This is a genomic window from Paenibacillus sp. 79R4 (genome assembly GCF_013393165.1).
GTDB lineage: Bacteria > Bacillota > Bacilli > Paenibacillales > Paenibacillaceae > Fontibacillus.
On the sequence record NZ_QJOT01000006.1, the window covers coordinates 89,131 to 101,685 of the forward strand.

At 50.5% G+C, this 12,555-nt stretch carries 10 protein-coding genes; all 10 read left to right on the plus strand.

Annotation, left to right across the window (positions count from 1 at the left end):
• The first annotated feature begins 1 nt into the window (after nucleotide 1).
• The 10 genes from DMN77_RS10110 to DMN77_RS10155 all read left to right on the plus strand — a co-directional run bounded on the left by DMN77_RS10110 (nucleotide 2) and on the right by DMN77_RS10155 (nucleotide 12,459).
• On the plus strand, nucleotides 2-1,597 hold the full coding sequence (locus DMN77_RS10110) for an AraC family transcriptional regulator (protein WP_179014760.1): 1,596 nt from the start codon (nucleotides 2-4) through the stop codon (nucleotides 1,595-1,597).
• Between the two features lie 102 nt (nucleotides 1,598-1,699).
• Nucleotides 1,700-2,782: an ABC transporter substrate-binding protein gene (locus DMN77_RS10115; protein ID WP_179014761.1), complete on the plus strand. Its 1,083-nt coding sequence runs from the start codon at nucleotides 1,700-1,702 to the stop codon at nucleotides 2,780-2,782.
• 92 nt (nucleotides 2,783-2,874) lie between these two features.
• Nucleotides 2,875-3,939, plus strand: coding sequence for a FecCD family ABC transporter permease (locus DMN77_RS10120; RefSeq protein ID WP_068781357.1), 1,065 nt, complete (start codon nucleotides 2,875-2,877; stop codon nucleotides 3,937-3,939).
• The gene (locus DMN77_RS10125; protein WP_256872338.1) at nucleotides 3,939-4,997 is read left to right on the plus strand and encodes a FecCD family ABC transporter permease; all 1,059 of its coding nucleotides are present in this window, start codon (nucleotides 3,939-3,941) and stop codon (nucleotides 4,995-4,997) included. Before DMN77_RS10120 ends, DMN77_RS10125 begins: the two co-directional genes overlap by 1 nt.
• Nucleotides 4,998-5,057: 60 nt before the next feature.
• Entirely contained in the window at nucleotides 5,058-6,773 is a 1,716-nt protein-coding gene (locus DMN77_RS10130) for an ABC transporter ATP-binding protein (protein WP_068781511.1), read from the plus strand.
• A gap of 61 nt (nucleotides 6,774-6,834) precedes the next feature.
• Nucleotides 6,835-7,842, plus strand: coding sequence for an ABC transporter substrate-binding protein (locus DMN77_RS10135; RefSeq protein WP_179014763.1), 1,008 nt, complete (start codon nucleotides 6,835-6,837; stop codon nucleotides 7,840-7,842).
• Nucleotides 7,843-8,027: 185 nt separating this feature from the next.
• Nucleotides 8,028-8,357, plus strand: a complete 330-nt coding sequence (locus DMN77_RS10140; RefSeq protein ID WP_068781355.1) for a hypothetical protein — start codon at nucleotides 8,028-8,030, stop codon at nucleotides 8,355-8,357.
• 173 nt (nucleotides 8,358-8,530) lie between these two features.
• Nucleotides 8,531-8,905, plus strand: coding sequence for a hypothetical protein (locus DMN77_RS10145; RefSeq protein WP_179014765.1), 375 nt, complete (start codon nucleotides 8,531-8,533; stop codon nucleotides 8,903-8,905).
• Entirely contained in the window at nucleotides 8,892-10,640 is a 1,749-nt protein-coding gene (locus tag DMN77_RS10150; protein ID WP_068781353.1) for an ABC transporter ATP-binding protein, read from the plus strand. Before DMN77_RS10145 ends, DMN77_RS10150 begins: the two co-directional genes overlap by 14 nt.
• Complete coding sequence (locus DMN77_RS10155) at nucleotides 10,621-12,459, plus strand: ABC transporter ATP-binding protein (RefSeq protein ID WP_256872339.1); 1,839 nt, start codon at nucleotides 10,621-10,623, stop codon at nucleotides 12,457-12,459. Before DMN77_RS10150 ends, DMN77_RS10155 begins: the two co-directional genes overlap by 20 nt.
• Nucleotides 12,460-12,555 lie beyond the last annotated feature (96 nt).

Genomic DNA, 12,555 nt, shown 5'->3' on the forward strand with positions numbered 1-12,555 from the left:
GATGAACAGTCCAGCAAATGATGCGGATTGGCTGTATTATGTCCGGTTCAGATTGACTGAGGTGGTGATGATCGAAAGCCGCGGTGATAGCTATCAGCTGTTGTTCAAGGCCTGTCCGGCTCCGATACTGCTCGCCTCCCATTATCGGCATGGCTCTATTGTGATAGACGGGATTCTCAACCCTCTGTCCCCGGATAAGGTGTTTGTGATCCAGCCGGGACAACGGGTTGAGATAGACTATCCTTTTATAGGGCAGCAGATTTTGTATTTGTTTTATTATGAGATGTCTGCAGGGGAAGGCAGCCATATAGGTGCCGATGCAATTCGGCGGCTGCCGCAGGTCGCTGCGGTGTCTTCCCAGGAACAGCTGCTTGGCCTCTGTCAGAAAATCGTCGAACACTGGCATACCGATGATGCGGCAGACCGCCTGGCTAGTGAAGCGGGGTTTCAGGATCTGCTACATTTGCTGTTGAAGAGACAAGGCTGGTACGGGGATGTTCTGGAGCAGGTGCGGCTTTTCTTGGAACGCCATTATACAGAGGTTATTACTGTTGACTATTTGGCAGGCATGGCTGGAATGAGCAGGTATTACTTCATGAGGTCCTACAAGGAAAGATACGGGCAGAGCATCATGGAATATCTGACGGAAATCAGGATGAACAAGGCCAAGCAGCTGATGGAGGAAGGTTTTGTACTGCGTGAAATTACAGAAGCGGTAGGGTATAAAGACCCGCAATATTTCAGCAGTCAATTCAGCAAATATTCCGGCATGTCGCCAAGCGTCTATGTTGCCAACCGCAAGGAGAGGATCGCTGCGTACAGCTGGCCTAATATCGGCCACCTGCTGTCGCTGCAGATCATACCCTATGCAGCTCCGATCGATCAGTCCTGGGCGGATGAATACCGGAGAAAATATCGCTTTGACGTCAAGGTTCCCTTAAGCCATGATTATGATTTCAATCGGCAGGCGCTGTGGCGCGCTCGTCCCGACAAGATCATTGCCCTGGAAGAGATGATCCCGGATGAAGAGAAGGCCCGGCTGCAACAGATTGCGCCGACCTTATTCGTGCCTTGGCATAGTGCGGACTGGAGAGTTCATTTGCAGATGACTGCAAAGTTCTTGAACCGCGAAGCAGAAGCGGAAAAATGGCTGGCCCGTTATGATGAGCAGGCAGCAGCCATACGCATGAAGGTTCCGACAGATTTTCAAGCAGGGGCCTGGCTTATTCTCACTCTCTGCCCGCGAGGAATAAAAATATGGGGAAGAAGAGCGGGCACAGTTCTGTACGACGATCTCCAGCTTCCTTGCGCTAAAGGCGTTGAACAGATCGAATTTACAACATTTGAGGAGGTCGGGCAGCTGGGGCGATTTGATGCGGATGTAATGCTGGTTCATGTGCTTAAGGATGCGCAATCGCAAAGCCTGTGGCAGAAGACCCGGTTGTCCGAGGACTGGGGAAGGCTCAAGCCGGTGTGCCATGGTCAGGTGCTGCAGACATCAAATGCTGCATGGATGGCTGAACCGATTCTCGAATATACAGCGAATCGCCAAGAGCTTTTATTGCAGGAACTGGATCAGTTATTTAGTGCGCTGTAAGCAGAAATATATAGCATTATCTCGTATTCCTATGCGTGTCGAACATGATATATAATGTCCCTATCGATAATGATAATCAATATCAGTAATGGAGGGGACAGGATGTTATCAATAGAAAGACAAGCGGTTGCAAGAAGGACTGCGACCACTGAATACAGAAAATTTCGGGGGATTGCACTACTGCTGATAGTGATTCTAGTCATTACGATGTTATCGGCTTGTGGCGGTAAAGAGAAGCCGGAAGAAAATCCGGGCGCCGCCAAGACGGAAGCCAATACACAAGCTGCGGTCCAGTCTGAGTCGTCCAAAGAGAATGAAAAAGGGAACACCATTAAGATCAAACATGGGTTTGGAGAAACAGAGGTTCCTGTACATCCACAGCGAGTTGCGGTGTTCGGGCTGGAGGATATTATGCTGTCTCTGGAAGCGCCGATGGTGTACGCTTATGATTTCAAAGGCTACTATCTGGATGATCAATTGCAGAAGCTGAATATTTCCCTGTCGGGCAGCGCTGACTTCAAGCCGAACCCGGAAGCTATTCTTGAAGCCGATCCCGATCTGATCATTGTTCAGCAGTATTCCACCGATGAGAAGGGATACGCTGAGCTGAGCAAAATTGCACCAACGATCGCATTCGCACCGGATGATTGGAAGTCCTCGATCGTTGAGATCGGCAAGGCATTAGGGCTGGAGGATAAAGCGCAAGCTGTGATTCAGGCCTATGAGGAGAAGCTCAAACAGGCACAGGATACCATTATTCAGGCGGTGGGTTCAGATAAGACAGTAGCCTTTGTCCGTCCATCGGACAAGAATTTGCAAGTGTTCTTCCCAAGTTTCAATCTGGTCTATACCGACTTCGGATTGAAGCCAGATTCCAGCATCGCAGAGCTTCAAAAGAAGTCTGAGGATGATTGGGGAGTTAATCTATCACTAGAAGAATTGCCTTTGATTACTGCTGATTACGTGTTCGCGAGCTACGGCGGTTCGATCGACACAGAAGACGCGCATCAAGAGGCGATAGGAACTGCAAAGCAGATTGAACAACTGCAGATATGGAAGTCGCTTCCTGCTGTGAAGAAGAATCAGGTCTTTAAAGTGTCATCCAGACACTGGATGTCTTCAGGGCCGATTGCGGAGAGCATGGAAGCGGACGATGTCGTGAATGCAGTGACCGGCAAATTCTAGCGATTGCCCGCAGCAATGCAAGTATAAATGGCCGCTTCATTAAGCGGTCATTTATGCTGAACTGCAATTCTGATAGGTAAAGGTGGCTTAAAATGAGTCTTAGCAAGATAGATATAAATCTCACCCAACAGAATGAAGAGGTTAAGAAAGTGACGTTCCGTTCACACCCGTGGGCGGCAGCCATCATTCTGATTGGAGGCGTAGTGGCGCTGATTCTAAGCATCGGTCTGTCCGTATCCTTTGGGGCGGCGGATATCAAGTTTACAACCGTCTGGGAGGCGATATTTCGCTACAATTCCGACCTGACACAACATCAGATAATTCAGGAACTCCGGCTGCCGCGCGTTCTCGGCGGAGCGATGGTTGGCACTTGCTTCGCCGTGGCCGGCGCTATCATGCAGGGAATGACGCGCAATCCGCTGGCCGACTCAGGTCTGCTTGGCTTGAACGCCGGCGCTGGGTTTGCCTTGGCGCTCTGCTTTGCCTTTTTCCCGGGCCTGCCATTTATGTACCTGATTCTGTACTCCTTCCTGGGAGCCGGAGTCGGGGCAGGGATTGTCTACGGCATCGGCTCTATGGTCAAAGGCGGACTAACACCATTGCGTCTTGTACTGGCCGGAGCGGCCGTATCCGCATTGCTGTCCGCGCTTAGCGAAGGAATTGCTCTTTATTTCCGTATCGGGCAGGACCTCGCTTTTTGGTATGCAGGCGGTGTTGCCGGTACGAGCTGGATGCAGCTTAAAATCATGTTCCCTTGGGTGCTTGTGGCTGTCATTGGAGCGATTATTTTGTCCCGCTCGATCACGATGCTTAGTCTGGGCGATGATGTTGCCAGGGGCCTGGGACTTCGCAGTGGCACGGTGAAGTTGTTCGGCGCTGTTATTGTGCTGATTCTGGCCGGAGCTGCGGTCTCGGTAGTAGGCGCTGTCGGCTTTGTAGGCCTGGTAATCCCTCATCTGACCCGGAAGCTGGTTGGAGTGGATTACCGCTTGATTATCCCGTGCTCCGCCGTTCTTGGGGCTTTGCTCGTTGTGTTTGCGGATCTGGCGGCAAGAATGGTCAACCCGCCGTATGAGACTCCACTTGGTGCTCTGATCGCACTGATTGGGGTACCCTTCTTCCTCTATATTTCACGTAAGGAAGGGAGGGAGCTGTAATGACGCAGCCAACATTAGAGATGGACAATCAAAAATCGAATATTTCATCTGCAGACAGACGTCAGCATAGAAGAAGCGTTATCGTTCTGCTAACGCTTGGGCTGCTTATTATCATTGCCTTTGTACTAAGCATGAACACCGGCTTTATCCGCCTCTCGCCACTGGATACGATCCGTACCTTGTTCGGGGGAGGAACCGAGAAGGAACAACTGATTCTATTTGATTTTCGCTTGCCCCGCATCGTAATCTCCGTGCTGATTGGCGCCGGATTGGCCGTGTCTGGCTGTATTATGCAGGGCATATCCCGCAATGCGCTTGCTGATCCGGGAATCCTGGGCATTAATGCCGGAGCCGGATTGGTTGTATTGATCTTCGTTGCCTACTATCCGAATATGGGCACCGCTTCGATATTTCTGCTGCCTGTGCTGGCATGGATTGGCGCGGGGGTGACGGCAGCGATTATTTTCTCCTTATCCTATAAGCGGCATAAAGGTTTGCTGCCAACGCGTCTGCTGCTGACCGGTGTAGCCGTTGCCGCTGGCATCAGCGCGGCGACGATTGTTATTACACTACGAATTAACCCGGAGAAGTATCAGTTCGTGGCGACCTGGATGGCCGGAAGTATCTGGGGAACGAACTGGAAGTTTGTGCTGGCGCTGCTTCCATTCATCGTGATTCTGCTGCCGTTTGTATTCTCCAAAGCGCGGACGATGAACGTGCTCAATCTGGGGGAGATGACCGCAACCGGTCTGGGTGCGAAGGTGTCCAGAGAGCAGATTGTTCTGCTTGCAGCTGCTGTAGGACTGGCGGGCTCCTGTGTAGCCGTCAGCGGCGGCATCGGTTTTGTTGGCTTGATCGGACCGCATTTGGCGAGAAGGCTCGTAGGGCCGAAGCATCAAGCGTTATTGCCGGCCTCCGCTTTGACCGGATCGTTCATGGTTATCGTAGCGGACATGTTGGGCCGTTTGATTCTGCAACCGTCCGAGATACCGGCAGGGATTATCGTCGCCATTGTCGGGGCGCCATATTTTTTATACCTGCTAGCTCATTCACGATAATAGAGCCGAATTTGCGATGGGGGTTTTATCCTAAATTTGCAGGAAGGGAGCGTATACTCTGTGCTAAGTAAGTTTTTCTCCTATTATAAACCGTATAAAACCTTGTTCCTGGTTGATTTCTGCTGTGCCGTTGTCGCAGGGTTACTCGAATTGTTCTTCCCGATTGTCGTGAACCAGTTCGTCGATGATTTGCTGCCAGGCGGAGATTGGATGCTGATCTTCTGGGCTTGTCTCGGACTGCTCGCAGTGTATGCGCTGAATAGCCTGCTGCAATATATTGTCACCTATTGGGGGCATCGGCTGGGCATCAATATTGAGTCCGATATGCGCAGCAAGTTGTTCAACCATGTGCAGAAGCTATCCTTCCGCTTCTTCGATAATAACAAGACCGGACATCTGATGGCCCGAATGACCAGCAATCTGATGGAAATCGGAGAGATGGCCCATCACGGTCCGGAGGATTTATTCATCGCGGCCATGACGCTGATCGGCGCATTTGCACTGATGTTGACGATCAACTGGAAGCTGGCGCTGCTTGCCGTCGTCGTCATTCCCGGACTGGTCTATCTGGCGCTCTATTTCAACCGGAAGATGATTCACGCGTTCCAGCGCATGTTCCGAGACATTGGCGAGTTTAACGCCCGGGTGGAGGACAGCATTGGCGGGATTCGCGTGGTGCAAGCATTTACTAATGAGAAATTCGAAGCCGAGCGTTTCGCTGAAAATAATGAGCAGTACCGGCAGACGAAGTTTTTCTCTTATAAGATTCAAGCTCAGAACCTCTCGATTAGCTATTTCCTGATGAGGATCGTCATTTTATTCGTCCTCGTCTGTGGTACCTGGTTTGTCATTAAAGGGGAGATGACGAGCGGCGAATTCGTCGGATTCCTGCTGTTATCCAATGTGTTCCTCGGACCGATCAACAAGATCAATGCCGTAATCGAGAGTTATCCGAAGGGGATGGCTGGCTTCAAGAGCTACATAGAACTGCTTGAGACCGAGCCGGATATCGACGACAGCCCGGATGCGATTGAGGTTGATCAATTGCGCGGCGATATTGAGTATCATCAAGTTACGTTCGGCTATGAGAATGAAGCCAAAGTGCTGGAAAATGTCGATCTAAGGATCAGAGCCGGGGAGACGATCGCTTTTGTTGGTCCGTCCGGTGCCGGCAAGACGACGCTGTGCAGCTTGCTGCCGCGCTTTTATGAGGTGGAATCAGGCATGATTACCGTCGATGGCATCGACATTACCCGGATGAAGTTAGCTTCTCTACGGAAGCAGATCGGGATTGTTCAGCAGGACGTTTTCTTATTCTCGGGCACCATTCGTGAAAATATAGCCTATGGCGATCTGACCGCAGCGGATGCGGAAATTTGGGAAGCCGTCAAGCGAGCCCGGCTGGATGAATTTATCGCCTCATTGCCTGATGGCCTGGAGACGGTGATCGGGGAACGCGGCGTGAAGCTGTCCGGCGGACAGAAACAGCGGCTGGCGATTGCTCGCATGTTCCTGAAAAACCCACCGATCCTCATCCTGGATGAAGCGACATCAGCCCTGGATACAGAGACCGAAAAAGCGATTCAGCAATCCCTTAGCGAGCTGTCGGATGGCCGGACGACACTGGTTATCGCGCACCGCCTGGCTACGATCAAGAATGCGGACCGGATTATTGTAGTTACGGAACAGGGAATCGCCGAGCAGGGCAGACATAAGGACCTGGTGGCAGCCGGTGGAGTGTACAGCAAGCTGCATGAGGCTCAATTTGGGTCATAAAGGGTTATTGAACAAGATCGTTTTAATAGAGAATTCAGACTGAAAAAAAGGGGGACGCTTCATGGTTTATCGCACCAGGCGTTATTTATGGCAATCCTGTATTGCTATTTTATTTGTTGTGATGCTGTCCGCTTGTGGCCAATCGGCACCGGGGAGTGCGCAGCAGCAGGAGGCTGACACAGGGAATGAGTCTGCGGCAGCAAATGTTGGTGAGAAGGCGGGGACCAGAGTGTATACAGATGCGCTTGGCCGAGAGGTCACCATTCCAGCTCACCCTGAACGGGTACTGACAACCCAATATTTGCCGGAGATGCTGGCAATCGGGATGAAGCCGGCAGGCGCGGCTACGCATTTGCTAACCGGCTTTGCGTCCATTAAGGACCAGATCGGCGGGATCGAAGATATCGGGGCCGCAAATGCGCTGGATCTTGAGAAGGCACTGGCGCTTGAGCCTGATCTGATTATTGCTAATGAGTACAATAAGGATCAACTGGATCAGCTGAATAAGATCGCCCCTACCGTTGTGGTTCAATGGGAAGGACAGGATGCCTTCGAGCATTTCAAAGCGGTTGCTGATGTACTGGGCCAATCAGATAAAGCGGACGAATGGATTCAGAACTTCGATAAAAGGGCAGAAGATGTGCGAGCTGAGCTGTCAGCTTATGTAGACGATAAAGAAACCTTTGGTGTCGTTGTAATCGGTGGATATGAGAAAGGGCAACTGAGAGTCTATGGAAGCGGTAATGTCGGATACACCTTGTTCGACGCCCTGAAATTTCCGATGACTGATATGGTCAAGCAGGAATGGGAGAAGGGGAATCATGAGGCCGGGGTTAGTATTTCAATGGAGAAGCTGCCGGAATATGCTTCTGCAGATCGCCTGTTCGTCGTCAAGTTTGACAATGATCCTGATTTTGTGAAAGAAGTGGACGACAGTTCGCTCTGGAGGAATCTTCCTGCTGTGAAGAATGGTAAGGTATACGTTGTTGATGATGGTCTCTGGTTTTCATATGACGTCATGTCTTTGAAGGCCCAATTGGAAGATGCCATCAGACTGCTCAGCAAATAATCCGGAATAATACGATAGATTCGGATGTGCAAAGCCCTTCAACCTGTGGTTGAGGGGCTTTTTTTGACGCAGAAAGCCGTGGATTAGCGATGTAGTGTATAATTGTAGTAAAATATATCGCCAGGGCGGATTCTTTGACTTTGGAATATAGTCCGTACTACATACAAGAGAAGAGGGAGAGCAGTATGCGCAAGGACAATCTTGGATATCGTGAGCCTCATGAGCGTCAAGAGCACAGGGATAACCGGGACCATGAGCACGAAGGCTTGAACAAGAAGCATTCTAAAAATGCGCAGACTTTTCGCCGAGGAAGAGCGCTCGCTTTTCTGGAAAGGCTAAATATAAAGCGTTCGACATTAGTACAGCAGCTGGAGCAGCCGGAATTCGAATCGATCAAGTCGGTCATTAGCGGAGAATTGAAAGCGACGGATGCGATTATTGAGGAGTTTATCCATACATTTGAGCTTCGCGAGGCATACCTGGAGAACGAGCAGCATTCTTGTAAGAAGGAATAAATAAGCAGCGCCTTCATTTACTACAAGAGAACAGAAAGAGAGCAAATGAGAAATCATTTGCTTTTTTTGGTGCCTAAAAAGAAAAAATGTTGACAATCCGTCTGTATTTCGTATACATTTGTATACAAATAAGCGATGTATACGTTTGTATACAACCGAAGGAGGGAATTGAAATGCGAGAAGGAAGACAGGAGCGCCGGGAGCATTACAATTACAAAGAACATAGGGAGAGGAGGGGGAAGCGCAATGAAGAGGCCGACAAGAGGCAGCCTTCAAGAGCACAGACCTTCCGCCGAGGAAGAGCACTCGCTTTCCTGGATAAGCTGAACTTGCGGCGGGCAAGCTTGCAGCGGCAAATGGAGCAGCCGGAATTTGAATCGATCAAGACGATCATTAGCGGGGAATTGAAGGCGACGGATGCGATTATCCAGGAGTTTATTCATACCTTTGAGCTGCGCGAATCTCTTACCAGAAATGAACAGGAAACTGGCGGGAACGATCTGCCAAATGACGATAATCCACCCGGTGAACAGCATGAGGAAGCTTAAAGGTTATTTAAAGCCTTATTTACTATGGTGTGCACTGGCCCCTCTGCTAATGGTAGTCGAAGTGTTTATGGATCTGCTCCAGCCAACACTGATGGCGAGCATTGTAGATCAGGGGTTAATGAAGAATGATCAGGCGCATATCATTACAACCGGTCTATCGATGCTTGGAGTGGCATTGATCGGCTTGCTTGGGGGCGCAGGCTGTACCTTGTTCTCAAGCATCGCTTCACAGAATTTCGGCAATGACTTGCGAATCCGCCTGTTCGAGCATATTCAGTCGTTCTCGAATCGCAATCTGGACCGGATAAAGACAGGATCGTTGATCACAAGAATAACGAATGATGTTGTGCAGCTGCAGACGTTTGTACAGATGATTTTGCGGTCTTTTGTGCGATCACCGCTGCTGCTGGTTGGCAGTCTGGTGATGGCGATTCGGATCAGTCCCAAGCTTACTCTTATCCTGTTAGTATCTGTTCCGCTGCTATTTATCCTTTTATATGTGCTGATTAAGCTTTCTTTTCCATTGTTTGCGAAAATGCAGGTAAAGCTTGACGGTGTCAACACAGTGCTCCAGGAGAATTTGTCCGGGATCCGTGTGATCAAGGCATTTGTTCGTTCGGAGCAAGAGCAGCGCCGCTTCAATGCGGCGAATAGGGAATATACCCGCACGGCAATTAAGGCGATTCGCCTAATGGCGCTGAATATGCCGATCATGACATTGATCTTAAATGCGAGTATTGTCGCTGTGTTATGGTTCGGAGGCCTCCAGCACTGGAATGGCGAGCTGGCTGTCGGCGAGCTGATTGCTTTTATCAACTATGTCACACAGCTGCTAATGTCGATGGTAATGCTGAGCAATACACTGACCTTTGTGTCCAGGGCCAAGGTGTCGGCGGATCGGGTGAACGAAGTGCTGGAGACTGCCGATGACATTGTTGACTTGCCAGATGCAGGGCAGGATGTTATACATTTTGGACGGATTGAGTTCAATCATGTGTCGTTCGCTTATGATGATGCCGATGAAAACCTGGTTCTTGAGGATATCAGTTTCGTTGCCAAGCCTGGCGAGACAGTGGCGATTCTTGGTGCTACGGGTGCCGGCAAATCTACGCTTGTCAGTCTAATACCAAGGCTCTATGAGGCTACGTCCGGTTCGATCAAGATCGATGGCACGGATGTTCGGGGGATTAGCCTGGATCATCTGCGAACCCGGATCGGATTCGTCATGCAGCAGACGATTCTGTTCAGCGGTACGATTCGTGACAATATCCGCTATGGCCGTCCTGAGGCGGGGGATGAGGATGTACAGCAAGCCGCAGTTAGAGCGGAAGCTGACAGCTTTATCAGAGGGTTCCCGGATGGGTATGATACTTTACTTGGACAGCGCGGCATTAACTTGTCCGGGGGGCAGAAGCAGCGGCTGTCGATCGCCAGGGCGCTGCTAATACAGCCAATGATTCTTATTCTGGATGACAGCACCAGCGCCTTGGATGCGACCACAGAATTAAGAATCAGGCAGCAGCTTAAAGAGCAAATGCGCAGCAGTACCAACATTATAATTGCCCAGCGGGTCTCGTCAGTGATAGATGCTGATCGCATTCTTATCCTGGAGAACGGTCGAATCGTGGCGCAAGGAACGCATCTTGAGCTTATGCAGAGCAGTGAAATATATCAGGATATACTGCAGTCGCAGCTAAAGGGAGAGGAGGAGACTTATGTCCAACCTCAATCATAGAATAGCTATGCCAACTCCCGGACGTCCCGGCGGCTTTGGCGGAGGTGGCCCAGGGCGCGGCGCTGTACCGATCATTCGCGCCAAACATCGGGGGGCTACGATCAGACGTATCTGGGGGTACCTGAACCGCCAGCGTGCAGGGCTCGTAACAGTGTATGTGTTCACGATACTGAACGCTCTTGTGTCCCTAATCGGGCCGTATATGCTAGGCAAGGCAATCGATACCGCGATCATACCGGGTGACTACAGCCTGCTTATCCGTTTCTGTCTGCTTATTCTCGGTATTTATTTGTTAGGCAGTGCAGTTGCCTGGATTCAGGCGTATGTCATGACCGCTGTCTCGCAAAATACCGTAAACGAGCTGCGGTGCGATCTGTTCGCCAAATATCATCAGCTCCCGATTCAGTTTTTTGATACACACAGCAATGGAGAGCTTATGAGCCGGGCAACCAATGATATCGATAATGTAGCGAATACGTTGAATCAGAGCGTAACTCAGCTATTGAATAGCATTATTATGATCAGCGGTTCGCTCGTTATTATGATGGTACTCAACATTCCGCTCACCCTGGTAGCTATGCTAATCATCCCGCTCGCCCTAATATCAAGCCGGAAAATCGCCGGGTTAAGCCGAAACTATTTCAAAAAGCAGCAGCAGCATTTAGGCGAGCTTAACGGGCTTGTCGAGGAGACGGTAAGCGGACTGAAGGTAGTCAAGCAGTATCGCAGAGAAGAAGCCGAGGTGCAACGGTTCCGTAAGATCAGCGGGGAACTGAATCGGGCCGGGATTCGGGCACAGATCGTGTCCGGCCTTGTCGGTCCTGCTATGAATATGATCAACAATCTTGATTTTGCGTTGATTGCCGGTGTCGGAGGATGGATGGCATATCACAGTCTGGGTACGGTCGGAGTCATCGTCAGCTTTCTGAATTATTCCAAGCAGTTTGGACGGCCGATCTCCGAGCTTGCCAATCAATACAACCTGATTCAGTCGGCGATTGCCGGGGCGGAACGTGTATTTGAAGTGATGGATATGATATCTGAATACAGTCATGAGGTTAAGGAGGAACTGCCGAGGCTGGGCGGAGAAGTAGCATTCCGGGATGTGTCCTTCAGCTATCTTTCGGATCGCCCCATCCTGACGGGAGTTACCTTCACGGCGAAGCCCGGGGAGAAGATCGCGTTAGTTGGACCGACAGGTGCGGGCAAGACAACAATCATCAATCTGCTCACGCGCTTCTATGAGGTCCAGGAGGGTTCGCTGCTTCTCGATGGCCGGGACATTCGGGAGTTGGATAAAAATGCACTGCGCAGACAGCTTGGGATTGTCCTGCAGGATGCGCATATTTTCTCGGGAACGATTCGCGACAATATCCGCTTTGGGCGCCTTGATGCAAGTAATCAGGAGGTGGAGGATGCAGCCAAGCTGGCCAATGCGGATGGATTTATTGCAAGACTGCCGCACGGGTATGAGACGCAATTAAGTGCGGAAGGCAGCAATTTAAGCCATGGGCAGCGACAATTGCTGACCATTGCCCGGGCGATTCTCGCCGATCCGGCCATTCTCATTCTCGATGAAGCAACCAGCAGTGTTGATACGCGAACCGAGATGCATATCCAGAAGGCGATGAGCTTGCTGATGAAAGGACGCACCAGCTTCGTGATTGCCCATCGGCTTAAAACGATCCGGGATGCGGACCGGATACTGGTCATCCAGGAGGGGCGTATTGTTGAGCAGGGCGATCATGAGCAGCTGCTTGCGCTTCAAGGGGTTTATAACGAACTGTACAATAGCCAATTTAAAAGGGCGGAGTTGTAATTAACTTTAGGGAATTGATAAAAGACCGGTTCAGAGCATATTTTCATGCTCCTGAGTCTGGTCTTTTTGTTAATTTCACCCTGGGAGGATCGCACA

Coding starts and splice junctions, on each gene's coding strand:
- DMN77_RS10125 (WP_256872338.1), top strand. CDS start 3,939: ATGACGCAGCCAACATTAGAGATGGACAATCAAAAATCGAATATTTCA.
- DMN77_RS10150 (WP_068781353.1), top strand. CDS start 8,892: ATGAGGAAGCTTAAAGGTTATTTAAAGCCTTATTTACTATGGTGTGCA.
- DMN77_RS10120 (WP_068781357.1), top strand. CDS start 2,875: ATGAGTCTTAGCAAGATAGATATAAATCTCACCCAACAGAATGAAGAG.
- DMN77_RS10145 (WP_179014765.1), top strand. CDS start 8,531: ATGCGAGAAGGAAGACAGGAGCGCCGGGAGCATTACAATTACAAAGAA.
- DMN77_RS10115 (WP_179014761.1), top strand. CDS start 1,700: ATGTTATCAATAGAAAGACAAGCGGTTGCAAGAAGGACTGCGACCACT.
- DMN77_RS10155 (WP_256872339.1), top strand. CDS start 10,621: ATGTCCAACCTCAATCATAGAATAGCTATGCCAACTCCCGGACGTCCC.
- DMN77_RS10140 (WP_068781355.1), top strand. CDS start 8,028: ATGCGCAAGGACAATCTTGGATATCGTGAGCCTCATGAGCGTCAAGAG.
- DMN77_RS10110 (WP_179014760.1), top strand. CDS start 2: ATGAACAGTCCAGCAAATGATGCGGATTGGCTGTATTATGTCCGGTTC.
- DMN77_RS10135 (WP_179014763.1), top strand. CDS start 6,835: ATGGTTTATCGCACCAGGCGTTATTTATGGCAATCCTGTATTGCTATT.